Raw genomic sequence first — 17,146 nt, 5'->3', positions numbered from 1 at the left:
GATGCTTTATGAACCAGCATCTAATGAATCAGAATGTTGCGGTGGCAAGTAATGTACTGCTGCTGCCTGAACCTTATCTAATTCATCCTGTAGCTCAAATAGTTCCGGCTCAACATCTTCAATCGATTCTCCAGATCGAAGTGCCTTTTCTAAAGTAGCACAAATCGATTTGAGTCTAGGTACACCGCTATATGAGCTGCTGCCGTGCATCTTATGTATGAAGTAGAGTAAGTCGTCCACAGGGTAACTGCTGTCTTCAATCGCTTTTTCCGTAGTGTCATAAACCTCAGGGATAAAATCGACTAGCATTTGCAGCATATCTTTCGCTAGGTCTTCTTTATTAGCAGCCTGCTTCATTGCGGCTTGCCAATCAATAATGATGTCTTTGTGTTCTTTGGTTTCCGGCTCAATATGACTATCTTGGATAACTTCAGCTGTCATGACTGGATGTTCAGGATCTATCTTCTCTATCTGAATTTCGCCTGCGTTTGGGTTCCAGTGTAGTAACACTTGCTGCAGCACATGTTCTTCAATTGGTTTCGTTAAATAGTCATCCATGCCAGCTTCAAGCAGCCTGTCTCTTTCACCACTCATGGCATGAGCGGTTACGGCAATAACAGGTGTATCTGCATTGTTGGCGAGCTCTTTGATACGTTGGCAGGCGGTAACGCCATCCATGTGTGGCATCTGGATATCCATGAAGATAATGTCAAATTTAGTGAGCGTGGCCTTATCAATGGCTTTCTGACCGTTTGTACAACTAACGACAGTTTCGACTCTTTCTTGCAACAAAGCGGTGATCAATTTTAGGTTGGCTGGATTGTCATCTACAGCAAGTACTGTAAGTGGTAACTTTTCTTCAGTTGTAACTTCTACAATGGGAGCATTTAAGATCGGCGTTTGGTTAGATACTAAAGTTTGCAGTAACTTCTTACGAGACAAAGGTTTTGTCATACAGTGAACATCAAGCTGATTCATCAGTTGATCGCCTAGTGCAAGCTCTGTACTTGGAGTGCCGATAATAACATTTTGGGATATTTCACGAGCATGCTTAGCCCAAGATTTCACTGTCTCAAGTTCATATTCTTGATTAGCCGCTAAGTTAAGCAGTACATAATCGTATGGTGTTGTTTCTTCTGGCATAGCTGAACGATAAGTGACAACCAGCCCTTCCTGGGTGAGAACTTGCTGGGTAATTGAGGCTGCTTGCATGTTTGGTTCAATAAGCAAAAGTTGTTTGTCTTGAAGAGTTTGAGTATCTACGACATCCGTCATTGGCATATCGGTAGCAGACAGTCTCAATGTAAACCAGAAGGTAGAGCCTTGGTGTAAACGACTGGTCAAGCTGATCTCACCATCCATTTGGCTAACCAGTTTCTGAGTGATGACTAGACCGAGCCCTGTACCACCGTATCGACGAGAAATACTGGCGTCGGCTTGACTAAAGGCTTGGAATAATTGCGCTTGTTGCCGCTCTGAAATCCCGATACCTGTATCTCGAACCATAAATTGCAGCTCAATACTGTCTGCAGTTTGAGACCTCATTTCCACACTGATATCGATGTTGCCACGTTCAGTGAATTTGATTGAGTTACCAACGAGGTTAGTTAGAACTTGTTGAATACGAAGTGGATCGCCAACAAGACCTGCTGGCACTTTAGGGTCGATCTTCAGAGTAAGCTCTAATCCTTTTTCATGGGCGCTGGTGGCTTGGAGGTTAACTACCTCTTCCAAACTGCTTTGGAACTCAAATGGGATGTTTTCTAATGCTAACTTACCGGCTTCAAGTTTAGAGAAGTCGAGAATATCGTTGATAATATTTAATAAGTTGTTTGCCGATCGTTCAATAGTTTGTAAGTAATCGGTTTGACTATTAGAGAGCTGGGTTTTCAACATTTGGCGTGTAAAACCAATAACCCCATTTAATGGCGTTCTTAGCTCGTGTGACATATTGGCTAAGAATTCAGATTTAACACGGGCAGCTTCTTGAGCTCGTTTCTTTGCAATATCCAATTCAACGTTTTGAATTTCTAACTGCTCTAATGTTTCTCGTAAATCAGAAGTCGCTTGGTCAATACTGTGCTGCATCTCCACATGGTATTCCGACAGTGAAACTGCCATTGCGTTAATACCATTTTTTAGTGAATCGAGTTCGCCATGCATCTTTCCTTCAATACGCACATCTAAGTGACCGCGACGAATTCTATCAACCATGTTTTTCATATGGGTAATGGGTTGGGTTACATCGTGCATTAGCCGGAAAGCGAAGACCGCGGAAAGACCAAGCCCTAAAATTAGTACTAGAAAGGCGGAAAAGACTTCTTGGTATTGCTGTAAGCGAAGTGAAGATAAATCGAGTTCAATGGCAATGTAGCCAATAGCTTGATTAGACTGAGACTGCCCATTAGCTGAGTTGAGGAATTGCCCTTCCGCTACAATAGGCGTTCTTAGAATCAATGTATTATCGAGTAAAATCGAAGATCCTAAGTGAGGAATAGGTTTGTCTTTGGGGTAAGTGAGGCTTTCAAAGTCGGGATGAAAATTCGAGGTCACAAACAGTTCGTGTCTTTCATCGAATACAGCAATACTTCGAACAAGCTTCGAATTTTTTCGGTGAGCATAGCTAATCAGTTGGCGAACTGATTCTCTGCTCTCTAATTTCATACCTGACTCACTTGCAATGGCAAGAGGCTCTATAATGCTTGTTCCGGTATTGATCACTTGACCTTCTAGGTCTTGATAGCGATTAAATGAGAAAAAAGCGCTCAATAACAACCCAATAATTAGGGTTGGAGCTAGAGTTAGGGTAATTACACGGGCTCTCAAGCCATATCTGGTCATGTTCTTTAATTACATCGAGGTCTGGATATGGGAAAATAACGCGCACTACGGCGGTTAAGTGAACGGTTAGCTTAATCAAAGCCGCTACGTTCGACAATGATTCCAAGGCAGAATAGTGAGTTTTGGATAGAAAATAATAATTTGATAGATATTTAGGCACAAGCAATGGCACGTTTTTTTCAACCAAAAAAGAAAACTCAATTTGAGACCAAGCATCAACAGATGTTGGTTGAACGAATGGATCACAATGGAGCAGGTATTGCTCACCAAAATAAAAAACCTGTTTTTATTGATGGCGCATTACCTGGCGAGCAGGTCGTAGTCCAACTTACAGAGAGTAAGAGCAAGTTTGCGCGCGCTAAATTGATCAAAATATTGAAACCAAGTGAGCTGCGATTAGAACCGTTTTGTCTGCACTTCAATCAGTGCGGTGGCTGTCACTTACAGCATTTAGATTATGCCTCTCAGTTAGAGCATAAATCTCAATCTCTAAGTCATTTGATGAATATCTATAAAACGAAGCAAACAGATGTAGTAGCGCCTGTCACCGGAAGTGATAAGGGTTATCGTCGCCGTGCTCGAATCAGCTTGTTTGTTGATAAAAAATCTCAAAAACTTCAATTTGGTTTTCGTCAGAAACAGAGTAAACAGATTGAAAATATCACAGACTGTGCAGTACTAGAGCCAGCTTTGAATGCCTTACTGCCAAAACTTAAGTCACTCTTATCGACGTTCTCCCACCAAGCTTCATTAGGGCACGTAGAGTTAGTTCTTTCTAAGTCTGGTCCAGTGATCGTTTTACGCCATTTAAAGCCTCTTGTAGATAAAGATCGACAAGCTTTAATTACACTCGCTGAAGAGACAAACTCAACGCTATATTCGATGCCTGAGTCCGATACGTTGGAACGATTAGTAGGTGAAGTGCCTAGCTATGATGAAGTGGGCGCGATACTGCCTTTTGAGCCTAATCATTTTATTCAAGTCAACCAAGCTGTGAATCAGAAAATGGTTTCTCAAGCGATTGAGTGGCTAGACCCTCAAAACCACGAGCGTGTTTTGGATTTGTTCTGTGGATTGGGGAACTTTAGCTTACCGATTGCTCAGAAAGCAGAATATGTTGTTGGGGTGGAAGGCGTTGATGAGATGGTTCAACAAGCGACATCAAACGGCAAAGTGAACAAGCTCAGCAATGTAGCGTTTTACCAAGCTAACCTTGAAGAAGAGTTGTCTTCACAAGAGTGGGCTAAAGAACGTTTTGATAAAGTACTATTAGACCCGGCAAGAGCCGGAGCGAGTGGGATCGTTGATCAACTTTCAGGCTTAGGGGCTAAGAGTGTGGTTTATGTTTCATGCAATCCTGCTACTCTAGCAAGAGACAGTGAAAGCTTGGTAAAGCAAGGTTATTACTTAAGAAAGCTAGGTATGTTGGACATGTTTCCGCATACCAGTCACCTTGAATCCATGGCATTGTTTGTTAAGAAGTAGTATTGGTAAAATGCTATGATTTTAAGGCAAATAAATCATTTAATAATTTTTTAAGATGCAAAGTCAGTTTGCATTGTTATTGGTATGGATAGAACTAACTTGGAATCAGTTAGTCATACCAATTTGGGTATAAAACATAATAACTAGGAAGAAATGATGGTTGCGGTACGAAGCGCACATTTAAACCCAAGCGAACAGTTTGAGCTAGAAAACTGGATTAAATCACTTAACCAAGATGCCAAAACATCGAATAAACTCACGAAGGTTTATCGGCATTGTGAAGAGTTATTAAAAGACCACGAGCAAGCATCGCTCTTGTTATGGCGTGGACGCGAGATGATTGAAATCTTGGTCACGCTGTCGATGGATCGTGCGACTTTAGTGGCTGCACAGCTATTCCCAGTTGTATCCAGCGGGGTATTTGCACGCGATCTGTTTGAAGAAAGCTACGGTCGAGAAACCGTTAAATTGATCGATGGCGTTGAAGAAATGGCAGCTCTTGGTCAATTAAATGTCACCTTAGAAGGCAGCGCGGCATCCGGGCAAGTTGATAATGTTCGTCGTATGTTACTGGCTATGGTGGATGATTTCCGCTGCGTGGTTATCAAACTTGCAGAACGTATTTGTAACCTAATTGAAGTAAAAAAAGCGCCAGATGAAGTGCGTCGAGCAGCAGCAAAAGAGTGTGCCAACATTTATGCGCCACTTGCTAACCGTTTAGGTATCGGTCAGCTTAAGTGGGAAATTGAAGATTATGCTTTTCGATACCAGCAGTCAGATACCTATAAACAGATAGCAAAACAACTTTCTGAGCGCCGAATTGTTCGTGAACAATACATCACAGATTTTGTTGATGACCTAACTTCAGAGATGGGTCGCTCAAATATTAATGCTGAAGTGAGTGGTCGCCCCAAGCACATTTACAGTATTTGGCGAAAAATGCAGAAGAAAAGCTTAGATTTTGATGAGCTTTTTGATGTGCGAGCTGTCCGTATTATTGCCGATCAATTACAAGATTGTTATGCCGCTCTTGGTGTTGTTCATACGAAATATAAACACTTACCAAGCGAATTTGATGACTACGTAGCCAACCCTAAACCTAATGGCTATCAGTCTATCCATACCGTGGTTTTAGGTCCTGAAGGTAAAACCATTGAAATTCAGATTCGAACCAAGCAAATGCATGAAGATTCTGAATTGGGTGTAGCTGCGCACTGGAAATACAAAGAAGGCGCAACAGCTGCTCGCAGTGGATACGATGAGAAGATCACTTGGCTACGTAAGCTGATTGACTGGCAAGAAGAAATGTCTGACTCGGGTGAGATGTTGGATGAAGTCCGAAGCCAAGTCTTTGATGATAGAGTCTATGCGTTTACACCGAGAGGTGATGTTGTCGACTTACCAATGGGCGCAACGCCATTAGATTTTGCTTACCATATTCACTCAATGGTTGGTCACCGTTGTATCGGTGCCAAAGTGGCGGGGCGAATCGTACCATTCACCCATAAGCTTACCATGGGCGATCAAGTCGAAATTATTACTCAGAAAGAGCCGAATCCTTCCAGAGACTGGTTAAATCCAACAACTGGATTTGTTCACTCAAGCAGAGCTCGTGCAAAAATTAACGCGTGGTTCCGTGCTCAAAGTCGAGAGAAAAATTTAGAAGCGGGTCGTGATATTCTCGATGTGGAATTAGCGAAAGTCGGTGCAACACTAAAAGATGCCGAACAATACGCTCTAAAGCGTTTTAACGTAAATACCCCAGATGAGCTTTATGCTGGCGTAGGTAGCGGCGATCTTCGTGTAAACCAAGTTGTGAATCATATTAACGCATTAGTTAATAAGCCGACCGCAGAAGAAGAAGATCAAAAAGCGCTAGAGAAGCTCAGAGAGTCAGAGGCAAAACCCGCGCAGCAAAGCCGACCTCGTAAAGATGCGGTTGTGGTGGAAGGGGTCGACAACCTGATGAATCACTTAGCACGTTGCTGTCAGCCGATCCCTGGCGATGATATCAAAGGTTATATTACTCAAGGTCGTGGTATCTCAGTACACCGCAGTGATTGTGAACAGCTAAGTGAGCTGAGTTTACATGCGCCAGAGCGAATCATTGATACGGTATGGGGAAGCGGTTTTGTTGGTTCGTATATTCTGACTTTGCGTGTAGAAGCCCTAGAACGTAATGGTTTATTGAAAGACATCACATCATTGTTCGCGAATGAAAAAGTCAGCGTAACGACGATGAAGAGCCGTATTGACTATAAACGTCAGCTGTCGGTTATGGATTTTGATTTAGAAGTAACGAATATTGAAATTCTGAGTCGAGTGACGAGTCGAGTCGAACAAATTAAAGATGTAATGAGCGTCAAACGCCTCGGCTAACTTTCACGTTGCATTAGTCACTTTTACTGCGTTAACTTCGCTTTCTTGTTCCATCACATAGGCAAGCTATGTGATGGAATCGCGAAAGCTTGTTGCCTTGTTAAAGTAACAACTGCTTAGTGAAAGATACGTAATTAGAGATTAGATAGTATCAACAAAGGTGAGTGGTTTTGGCTGCTCACCTTTTTTAGTTTTAATCGATGTTTTAAATTATTAAAAACAAAGACAGTAATAGGAAGAAAACGATGAATCACCCGATTGAACAACTTGAACAGATCATGACTAAGCTGCGCGATCCAAAAGGTGGCTGTCCTTGGGATTTAAAACAAAATTTTGAAACCATTGTTCCACATACTATCGAAGAAACCTATGAGGTGGTGGACGCAATTCATAATAAGGACTGGCCTAATCTTCAAGAAGAACTGGGTGATTTATTGTTTCAGGTGATCTTTTATAGCCAACTAGCCAAAGAACAAGGTTTGTTTGAGTTTTCGGATGTGGTTGATGGAGTGAATGAAAAGCTTACACGTCGTCACCCCCATGTATTCTCTGATGCCAAATTTGAGAATGACGAAGAAATAAATGCAAATTGGGAGGTAGAGAAAGCTAAAGAAAAAGCTCAAATAGGAAAAACTCAAGAAAGTATTCTAGACTCAATACCAAAATCTTTACCTGCACTTTCCAAGGCTCATAAAATACAAAAGCAAGTTGCGAAATATGGTTTTGATTGGGACACGATAGGTCCTGTTGCTGGGAAGGTTATTGAGGAAGTCGATGAAGTGCTTGAAGAGGCTATGCAAGTGACTCCAAATGAAGACTTAGTGGAAGAAGAATTGGGTGATTTACTCTTTGCGACGGTTAATTTAGTGCGTCACTTAGGGAAAAATCCAGAATCAGCCCTTAATAAAGCCAATTTGAAATTTGAAAGAAGATTTCAAAGTGTAGAAAAAAAAGTAATAAATAAAGGTAAGGAATTAACGGATTTTTCACTTCAAGAGCTTGATTCTATGTGGGATGAAGTCAAGGTTGAAGAGAAAATGAGATAAAGCCTTTAGCGATGAATTGATTTGAAGCAAAAAATAAAAAATAGCAGTGTGATAGATTTCACGTTGTGGCGATAAGGGGCTTCTGGTATATTTTCATCCCGTCCAGAAGTAGTCCATTTCCCTCATTCAACCAATTTCAGGTTAAACATGACGACAAATTACATTTTTGTTACTGGCGGGGTTGTATCCTCTCTAGGTAAAGGCATTGCTGCAGCATCTCTTGCGGCTATTTTAGAAGCTCGTGGTCTTAAAGTGACTATGATGAAGCTTGACCCTTACATCAACGTTGACCCAGGCACTATGAGCCCAACTCAACACGGTGAAGTGTTCGTCACGGAAGATGGCGCTGAAACTGACCTTGACCTTGGTCACTACGAGCGATTCATTCGCACCAAGATGACCAAGCGTAACAACTTCACTGCAGGTCGTGTTTACTCAGACGTTCTAGCAAGAGAACGCCGTGGTGATTACCTAGGTGCAACTATTCAGGTTATTCCACACATCACTAACTCTATCAAAGAGCGTGTTATTTCTGGCGCTGAAGGCCATGATATTGCGTTGGTTGAAGTTGGTGGTACTGTTGGTGATATCGAGTCTCTGCCATTTATGGAAGCGATCCGTCAACTAGCTGTTGAGCTTGGTCGTGAGCGTGCTATGTTTATGCACCTGACTCTTGTTCCTTATCTTGCAGCTGCTGGAGAAGTTAAAACTAAGCCAACGCAGCACTCTGTTAAAGAGCTACTGTCTATTGGTATTCAGCCTGACATTCTAGTATGTCGTTCAGACCGCAACATACCTACGAACGAACGTAAGAAAATTGCCTTGTTCTGTAATGTGCAAGAAAATGCAGTTATTTCTATGCGTGATGTTGACTCTATCTACAAGATCCCTCAGCTTATTAAAGCTCAAGGTACAGATGAACTTGTATGTAAGCGTTTCGGCATTACTGCTCCTGAAGCTGACTTGTCTGAATGGGAACAAGTTATTTACGAAGAAGCTAACCCAACGGGTGAAGTGACGATTGGTATGGTAGGTAAGTACATTGAACTGCCTGATGCATACAAATCAGTAAATGAAGCGCTAAAACACGCGGGCTTGAAAAATCGCCTAAGCGTTAATATTAAATACGTAGATTCACAAGATGTTGAATCTCGTGGCGTAGAAGTTTTAGAAGGTCTAGATGCAATCCTCGTTCCTGGTGGTTTTGGTGACCGTGGTGTTGAAGGTAAGATTCTTGCTGCACAATACGCTCGTGAGAACAAAGTACCTTACTTGGGCATCTGTCTAGGCATGCAAGTGGCGCTTATCGAGTACGCTCGTAACGTTGCGAAAATGGAAGGGGCACACTCTTCTGAATTTAGTTCTGAAACTAAATACCCAGTTGTTGGTCTGATTACAGAATGGATCGATGGCGAAGGTAAAGTGGAAGAGCGTACAGAATCTTCGGATTTAGGTGGCACAATGCGCCTGGGTTCACAGCTTTGTCACTTAGCTAAAGGGACTAAAGCATACGAATTATACGGTAGCGCGACGATCCATGAACGTCATCGTCACCGTTACGAAGTGAACAATAATCTTCGTCCGCAAATCGAAAAAGCAGGTCTAAAAGTATCAGGCCTATCTGCGGACAAGAAACTGGTTGAAGTTATTGAGAATCCGAACCACCCGTGGTTTGTTGCAGCTCAGTTCCACCCAGAGTTCACTTCAACACCTCGCGACGGTCACCCACTGTTTGCAGGTTTCGTTAAAGCCGCTGGTGAGTACCAGCGCGGCGAACTTAAATAAGTAAAAGAATACAAGCAGCAGTATAAGTTGTACTGCTGCTATTTAATTTTGACATTTATATATATTCAACGAGAAGGAAACATTCAATGTCTAAGATCGTTAAAGTTCTAGGTCGTGAAATCATCGATTCACGTGGTAACCCAACAGTAGAAGCTGAAGTACACCTAGAAGGCGGTTTCGTAGGTATGGCTGCTGCTCCATCTGGCGCATCTACTGGTTCTCGCGAAGCTCTTGAGCTACGTGACGGCGACAAATCACGTTTCCTAGGTAAAGGTGTTCTTAAAGCAATTGAAGCTGTAAACGGCCCAATCGCTGAAGCTCTAGTTGGTACTGATGCTAAAGCACAAGCTGACGTTGACCAAATCATGCTTGACCTAGACGGTACTGATAACAAGTCTAAGTTTGGCGCGAACGCTATCCTAGCTGTTTCTCTAGCTAACGCAAAAGCTGCTGCTGCTGCGAAAGGCATGCCTCTATACGAGCACATTGCTGAGCTAAACGGTACTGCAGGCGTATTCTCTATGCCTCTACCAATGATGAACATCATCAACGGTGGTGAGCACGCAGATAACAACGTTGACATCCAAGAGTTCATGATCCAACCAGTTGGTGCTAAAACTCTTAAAGAAGCTCTACGTGTAGGTGCTGAAGTATTCCACAACCTAGCTAAAGTTCTTAAGTCTAAAGGCTACAGCACTGCAGTTGGTGATGAAGGTGGTTTCGCTCCTAACCTTAAGTCTAACGCTGAAGCTCTAGAAGTTATCGCAGAAGCTGTTGCAGCTGCTGGTTACGAACTAGGTAAAGACGTTACTCTTGCTATGGACTGTGCAGCATCTGAGTTCTTCGACAAAGAAGCTGGTATCTACAACATGAAGGGCGAAGGTAAAACTTTCACTTCTGTAGAGTTCAACCACTACCTAGCTGAGCTAGCGAACAACTTCCCAATCGTTTCTATCGAAGACGGTCTTGACGAGTCTGATTGGGATGGCTTCAAGCACCAAACAGAACTTCTAGGTGACAAGCTTCAAATCGTTGGTGACGATCTGTTCGTTACAAACACTAAGATTCTTGCTGAAGGTATCGAGAAAGGCGTAGCTAACTCTATCCTTATCAAGTTCAACCAAATCGGTTCTCTAACAGAGACTCTAGCTGCTATCAAGATGGCTAAAGACGCTGGCTACACTGCAGTAATCTCTCACCGTTCTGGCGAAACTGAAGATGCAACAATCGCTGATCTAGCGGTAGGTACAGCTGCAGGTCAAATCAAAACTGGTTCTATGAGCCGTTCTGACCGTGTTGCTAAGTACAACCAACTAATCCGTATCGAAGAAGCTCTAGGTTCTAAAGCTCCTTACAACGGTCTTAAAGAAGTTAAAGGTCAATAATTCATACCTTTGAATTATTAGCTTAAAGCTTTGAATGCCCTGCTAATGCGGGGCATTTTTTTGTCTATAGAAAAGTGAATGGCAGAAACTCTAGGCTTCTCTTACATCACACTTCTCGCACCATTTTGCTCATTATGGTATATATGTGCCTTAATAAATGTTCCCTTCTTTTTCAATCAGCGAAAGGTGTTATGCGAATTTTTGCTTTAGTACTCATAGTGTTATTGGGCTGGCTGCAATACACATTATGGCTAGGAAAAAATGGTATTTCGGACTATTACAGTGTTAATAATGAAATTCAGATACAGCGCCAAGTAAATGAAAAACTTCATAACCGTAATGCTGAAATGTTTGCTGAAATTGATGATTTAAGCCAAGGCTTGGATGCGATTGAAGAACGAGCAAGACATGAACTTGGAATGGTTAAAGATGGCGAAACCTTTTATCGTATTATCGGCGAGGGAACTAACTGATGTCTATTAAAGTTGACCAGGTTGTAGCCATTGTACCAGCTGCTGGTGTGGGGAGCCGAATGAAGGCTGACCGCCCCAAGCAATACTTAATGATTCATGGTAAAACAATTTTAGAACATACCGTTGCTAAATTACTTTCTCACCCTCAGGTTGAATGTGTTGTGATTGCAGTGGATGACCGTGACCCGTACTTTTCGGATTTATCAATCAGTCAAAACTCGCGAGTGATTAGGGTTTCTGGCGGGAAAGAACGTGCTGACTCGGTGCTTTCTGCTTTGGATTTTCTTAATGAGCAGAAAAAAAGTGGTTGGGTTATGGTTCATGACGCAGCAAGACCTTGCTTATCTTCGGCTGATATTGATAAGTTGATTGATTCAGCTCGTTCTCATCCTGTTGGAGCTATTCTTGCAGCGCCAGTTCGAGATACAATGAAGCGCGGTATGAACGGTATGATCAAACAAACTGTTGAACGTGCTGACTTATGGCATGCTCTGACCCCTCAAATGTTTCGCTCCGATGACTTATATACAGCTTTAAGTGAAGCGCTTGAGCAAGAAGTAGAGATCACCGATGAAGCTTCTGCTTTAGAATGGAAAGGGGTATCACCAGCTTTAGTGATTGGGCGCAGTGATAATTTTAAAATTACTCAACCTGAAGATCTTGCTCTGGCTGAGTTTTATCTAAGTAAAAATAAGGAATAATGATGATTCGTATTGGTCATGGCTTTGACGTGCATAAATTTGGTGGAGAAGGTCCAGTTATCATTGGTGGTATCAGCATCCCTTATGAACAAGGATTAATTGCTCACTCTGATGGTGACGTAGCTCTTCATGCTTTATGTGATGCATTACTTGGTGCTATTGCTGCTGGTGATATTGGTCGTCATTTTCCTGATACTGATGATGAGTGGAAGGGCGCAGATAGCCGAGAATTATTGAAAGACGTATACCGTCGAGTAAAAGAGCAAGGATATGTGATCGGTAATGCCGATGTGACTATTATGGCTCAAGCTCCTAAAATGGCGCCACATATTGAATCTATGTGTCAAGCTATTGCAGAAGATTTAGAAACCAGTATTACAAATGTAAACGTTAAAGCGACAACAACAGAGCGCTTAGGTTTTACTGGCCGAAAAGAAGGCATCGCGTGTGAAGCGGTTGTCTTAATTACTAAAAGTGCATAAGCACATCAACGAAAAGAACAGCATGCCAGATATTCTATCTTCATTGGCTTACTTAAATGGCAAGCCAACAGCTAAAGCAAAATTAAAAGCAAAAGCCGAACACTTTGTTGTAATCGAAGATTTAGGTTTTGAGTTTACCGGTAACGGTGAACATTTAATGGTTCGAATTCGCAAGACTGGTGAAAACACGAGCTTCGTAGCAAATGAGCTTGCAAAGGCCTGTGGTGTTAAATCGAAAGATGTTAGCTGGGCTGGATTAAAAGACCGACATGCGGTGACAGAGCAATGGTTAAGTGTTCACTTGCCTACAGGTGAGACACCTGATTTCTCTGCATTTTTAGCGCAATACCCAAGTATTGAAATATTAGCGACGGCTCGACACAACAAAAAATTACGTCCTGGTGATTTAATTGGTAACCAATTTGAATTGACCTTGTCTGAAGTAACAGATACTGATGATGTTCTTCGTCGCTTGGAAAAAGTGGCTAAGATTGGTGTCCCTAACTACTTTGGTGCTCAGCGCTTTGGAAATGAAGGTAATAACTTATCTGAAGCTCGTCGTTGGGGGCGTGACAATGTGCGTACTCGAAATCAGAACAAGCGAAGCTTATATTTATCAGCTGCACGCTCATGGATTTATAATCTAATTTTGTCTGATCGAATTCAGAAAAGTGTATTTGATAAGGCAGTGGTGGGCGATATTGTTTTTTCTGCTAATAATCATCTAAAAGTCACTACAGAAAACCAAGACGCAATTAACCAAGATCTTGAGCAAGGTGCTTCTGAGTTAACGGTTGCTTTAGCTGGTGATAACGCACTACCAACAGAAGGTAAAGCATTAGAGATCGAACAAGTACATTTAGATTCTGAACCTGATCTTATGGCATTGATTCGTGGTAATCGTATGCGTCATGATCGCCGTGAAGTCTCGCTTAAACCTACTGGTCTTACTTGGGAAGTTAATGAGGATAATGTGGTATTGAAGTTCTCATTAGATGCCGGTTGCTTTGCTACAGCGATTGTTCGCGAGTTAGTTGAAGAAATTCATGTAGAACGTCACTTCGATTAAAGAAGTGAGGTATAGCTGAAGTTGAGAAAGGAAACTAAATGAAGATCTTACTCAGTAATGATGATGGTGTGCATGCTCAAGGTATCCATGAGCTTGCTAAAGAGTTACGTGATCTTGCTGAAATAGTAATTGTAGCGCCTGACCGAAATCGGTCTGGCGCATCGAATTCATTAACGCTTGAGCAACCATTACGAGTTCAAGCTATTTCTGAAGATACATATTCAGTACAGGGTACACCAACAGACTGCGTTCATTTTGCGTTAAATGAATTGTTGAAAGATGATATGCCTGATTTAGTCCTCACTGGGATAAATCATGGAGCGAATCTTGGGGATGATGTGCTTTATTCAGGCACCGTCGCTGCAGCAATGGAAGGGCATTTTTTAGGGGTTCAGTCGGTTGCTTTTTCTCTTGTAGGTAAACACCATTTTACAACCGCTTCCACTATTGCTAGGCAAATTGTAGAGCAACACATACAAAATCCGATTCCTACTAATCGTTTGTTAAATGTGAACGTTCCAGATCTCCCTTTGGAGAGCCTTATGGGAACTCAAGTGACTCGCTTAGGTGCTCGTCACCATTCTGAAGATATGATTAAGCAAAAAGATCCAAGAGGTCATGATATTTACTGGCTTGGTCCTCCTGGGCAGCAACAAGACGCTGGTAAAGGCACAGATTTTTACGCTGTGGATAATGGCTTCGTATCTATCACACCGTTGCAAGTTGATTTAACAGCACACGAATCACTGAGAGTGATGGCTGATTGGTTAGGAGGTAAGTAAGTGAGCAATCCCCAAGCTGAACGCTTAATTACTTTTCTGGTGGATAATGGTATTCGAGATCAAAGAGTATTGGATGCTATTTATCGTCTGCCTAGAGAAAGCTTTTTATCCCAAGCTATGTACCACCAAGCTTACGATAATAATGCTCTTCCTATTGGTCAGGGACAAACTATCTCTCAGCCATATATAGTTGCAAGAATGACTGAATTGCTTGAGTTGCAGCAAAGTAGCCGAGTGTTAGAAATTGGCACCGGATCAGGCTACCAAACTGCTGTACTGGCTCAACTCGTCGACCACGTGTATTCCGTAGAGCGAATTAAATCTTTGCAGTGGGATGCAAAGCGTAGGCTGAAGCAACTTGATTTCTATAACATATCAACAAAGCATGCTGATGGTTGGAAAGGTTGGCCTCACAAAGGTCCTTTTGATGCGATTATTGTGACAGCTGCTGCTGAATCCATTCCTCAAGCTTTACTAGAGCAGTTAACCGATGGCGGACGTTTGCTAATTCCTGTTGGTGATGAAGAGCAACAGCTTCTAAAGATTGTGCGACAAGGTGATGAATACTTATCAACGGTAATTGAAATGGTTCGCTTTGTTCCATTGGTTGCTGGTGAGCTCGCATAGTACTGAATTTGATATTAAAGGTTGGATGATAAGTTAATGAGTTTAGGTTTTCGAAAAGGACTTCTGATTGGATTAAGCTGCATACTTGTTGGGTGTGCGGCTCAGTCACCAGCTCCCGTATCCGGACTCAATAAGGATTATTCTTCTATTCCAAGAGGCAGTTATAGAGGTAGCTACTATGAGGTGGAGAAGGGCGATACCTTATACTTTATTGCGTACGTCACAAATAAGAATGTAAACGATCTAATTAGTTTCAATAATCTTAAATCCCCTTATGTTATCCACCCTGGTCAAAAGCTTAAGTTGTGGCGACCAGCTTATGTTGCTCCAAGCCATGGAAAAGCAGCCCCGGTTGTTGTTGCTCCTGTTGTAGTACCTAGTGCTAGCACCCCAGCGGTAACAGCCAAAACGTCTTCTAAATCAACAGAAAAAACGACTACCAAACCATCATCACCAAGTAAGCAAGCTGTTAAAGAACCTGTGAAACCTCCGGTGAGTGTGGTTAAAAAAGATTCACCTAAGAAGGTTGAACAATCTAAACCAAAGGAGTATGTTGGTTCTAAAGGTAAACAAAATGTTACAACTGCCAACAAGCCAAAAAACGAAAAAGTATCGAAATGGCTTTGGCCAACAAAAGGGAGAGTGATTAAAAACTTCTCTGTAGGAGAACAAGGGAATAAAGGAATTGATATCGCAGGACAGCGTGGTCAAGCCATTATTTCAACAGCAGGAGGCACTGTTGTTTATTCGGGGAATGCACTCCGAGGTTATGGAAACTTAGTAATAGTTAAACATAACGATAATTATTTAAGTGCATACGCGCATAACGACAAGCTACTCGTGTCAGAAGGACAAAATGTTAAATCTGGGCAGAAAATTGCCACAATGGGAAGCTCAGGTTCTAGTAGCGTTAGGCTACATTTTGAAATTCGCTATCAAGGTAAATCGGTTAATCCGAAACGATATTTACCTTAAATACTATACGTTGCAATGACGTATTGTATTCTTTAATAGTCATTTAGCGGCATATTAAGTTGTAATGTCATGCTATATCGCCAGGGGGAGGCGTTATGAGTATAAGCAGTGCAGTAGTTAAAGAAGAATTCACACTTGATCAAGCAGCCATGGAATCGGAGTGCAATGAACAAGCCAATCAACCCAAAAGTAAAAAAACTGAAGCTAAAGAAAAAGAAGTTGAAGTTAGCGCTAAAAATTTAGACGCCACACAGCTTTATTTAGGCGAAATCGGTTTCTCACCACTCTTAACTGCGGAAGAAGAAGTGCTTTATGCACGACGAGCTCTACGCGGAGATGAAGCAGCACGTAAACGTATGATTGAAAGTAATCTGCGACTTGTTGTAAAAATCTCTCGCCGTTATAGCAACCGTGGTCTTGCATTACTAGATCTTATTGAAGAAGGCAACCTAGGTTTAATTCGTGCCGTCGAGAAGTTTGATCCCGAACGAGGTTTCCGTTTTTCTACTTACGCCACATGGTGGATCCGTCAAACCATTGAACGAGCCCTAATGAATCAGACTCGTACAATTCGTTTGCCTATTCATGTCGTCAAAGAGCTGAATATTTATTTACGCACAGCTCGAGAGCTAGCTCAAAAACTTGATCATGAACCAACCGCTGAGGATATTGCTTCTAAACTGGATAAGCCGGTTGATGATGTGAGTAAGATGCTTCGTCTAAATGAGCGAGTAAGCTCCGTAGATACACCTATTGGTGGCGATGGTGAAAAAGCTCTACTTGATATTATCCCAGATATTAATAATTCAGATCCTGAAGTTTCAACACAAGATAATGACATTAAAAACTCACTGATTCACTGGTTAGATGAACTGAATCCAAAACAAAAAGAAGTACTAGCTAGACGTTTTGGTTTACTTGGCTACGAGCCATCGACTCTAGAAGAAGTAGGTCGTGAGATCAGTTTGACACGTGAACGTGTTCGCCAGATCCAAGTTGAAGGGCTGCGTCGTTTAAGAGAGATTTTGATTAAACAAGGTCTTAGTATGGAAAATCTATTTAATGTTGAGAATGATTAACCTGCTAACGGATCATATTATTAAGAGATAAAATAAA

The 17,146-nt window shown here is 41.9% G+C and carries 14 protein-coding genes; 13 read left to right on the top strand and 1 reads right to left on the bottom strand.

What is annotated here, in order from left to right:
- Positions 1-6: 6 nt before the first annotated feature.
- Positions 7-2,841, bottom strand: a complete 2,835-nt coding sequence (gene barA / locus L4C37_RS01670; RefSeq protein ID WP_273294740.1) for a two-component sensor histidine kinase BarA — start codon at positions 2,839-2,841, stop codon at positions 7-9.
- A 165-nt stretch (positions 2,842-3,006) separates the two neighbouring features.
- Between barA and rlmD the strand changes: the two genes are divergently transcribed.
- The 13 genes from rlmD to rpoS all read left to right on the top strand — a co-directional run bounded on the left by rlmD (position 3,007) and on the right by rpoS (position 17,109).
- Positions 3,007-4,326 (top strand): 23S rRNA (uracil(1939)-C(5))-methyltransferase RlmD, encoded by a 1,320-nt coding sequence (gene rlmD, locus L4C37_RS01665; protein ID WP_429767703.1) that lies wholly within the window; start codon positions 3,007-3,009, stop codon positions 4,324-4,326.
- Positions 4,327-4,482: 156 nt separating this feature from the next.
- A complete protein-coding gene (gene relA / locus L4C37_RS01660) occupies positions 4,483-6,705 on the top strand; it encodes a GTP diphosphokinase (RefSeq protein WP_137373614.1) in 2,223 nt (740 codons plus the stop codon).
- A gap of 245 nt (positions 6,706-6,950) precedes the next feature.
- A complete protein-coding gene (gene mazG, locus L4C37_RS01655; RefSeq protein ID WP_429767702.1) occupies positions 6,951-7,751 on the top strand; it encodes a nucleoside triphosphate pyrophosphohydrolase in 801 nt (266 codons plus the stop codon).
- Positions 7,752-7,898: 147 nt separating this feature from the next.
- On the top strand, positions 7,899-9,536 hold the full coding sequence (pyrG, locus tag L4C37_RS01650; RefSeq protein WP_372264816.1) for a CTP synthase: 1,638 nt from the start codon (positions 7,899-7,901) through the stop codon (positions 9,534-9,536).
- Positions 9,537-9,622: 86 nt separating this feature from the next.
- Positions 9,623-10,921 (top strand): phosphopyruvate hydratase, encoded by a 1,299-nt coding sequence (eno, locus tag L4C37_RS01645; protein WP_137373349.1) that lies wholly within the window; start codon positions 9,623-9,625, stop codon positions 10,919-10,921.
- Between the two features lie 191 nt (positions 10,922-11,112).
- A complete protein-coding gene (ftsB, locus tag L4C37_RS01640) occupies positions 11,113-11,394 on the top strand; it encodes a cell division protein FtsB (RefSeq protein ID WP_137373350.1) in 282 nt (93 codons plus the stop codon).
- Complete coding sequence (gene ispD, locus L4C37_RS01635) at positions 11,394-12,095, top strand: 2-C-methyl-D-erythritol 4-phosphate cytidylyltransferase (protein ID WP_429767701.1); 702 nt, start codon at positions 11,394-11,396, stop codon at positions 12,093-12,095. Before ftsB ends, ispD begins: the two co-directional genes overlap by 1 nt.
- Positions 12,096-12,097: 2 nt before the next feature.
- Positions 12,098-12,577, top strand: a complete 480-nt coding sequence (gene ispF / locus L4C37_RS01630; RefSeq protein ID WP_137373615.1) for a 2-C-methyl-D-erythritol 2,4-cyclodiphosphate synthase — start codon at positions 12,098-12,100, stop codon at positions 12,575-12,577.
- A gap of 22 nt (positions 12,578-12,599) precedes the next feature.
- Positions 12,600-13,646 carry a tRNA pseudouridine(13) synthase TruD gene (gene truD / locus L4C37_RS01625; protein ID WP_429767700.1) on the top strand — a complete coding sequence of 349 codons (1,047 nt, stop codon included), beginning with the start codon at positions 12,600-12,602 and terminating at the stop codon, positions 13,644-13,646.
- A gap of 38 nt (positions 13,647-13,684) precedes the next feature.
- Positions 13,685-14,428 carry a 5'/3'-nucleotidase SurE gene (gene surE, locus L4C37_RS01620; protein ID WP_429767699.1) on the top strand — a complete coding sequence of 248 codons (744 nt, stop codon included), beginning with the start codon at positions 13,685-13,687 and terminating at the stop codon, positions 14,426-14,428.
- Positions 14,429-15,055, top strand: a complete 627-nt coding sequence (locus L4C37_RS01615; protein WP_429767698.1) for a protein-L-isoaspartate(D-aspartate) O-methyltransferase — start codon at positions 14,429-14,431, stop codon at positions 15,053-15,055.
- A 36-nt stretch (positions 15,056-15,091) separates the two neighbouring features.
- Complete coding sequence (locus L4C37_RS01610; RefSeq protein ID WP_429767697.1) at positions 15,092-16,030, top strand: peptidoglycan DD-metalloendopeptidase family protein; 939 nt, start codon at positions 15,092-15,094, stop codon at positions 16,028-16,030.
- 95 nt (positions 16,031-16,125) lie between these two features.
- Positions 16,126-17,109, top strand: coding sequence for an RNA polymerase sigma factor RpoS (gene rpoS / locus L4C37_RS01605; RefSeq protein WP_137373356.1), 984 nt, complete (start codon positions 16,126-16,128; stop codon positions 17,107-17,109).
- The last annotated feature ends 37 nt before the right edge of the window (positions 17,110-17,146 follow it).

It is taken from the genome of Vibrio kagoshimensis (assembly GCF_050337535.1).
Taxonomy (GTDB): Bacteria; Pseudomonadota; Gammaproteobacteria; order Enterobacterales; family Vibrionaceae; genus Vibrio; species Vibrio gallaecicus.
This window is presented reverse-complemented; position numbering and strand designations above follow the sequence as displayed.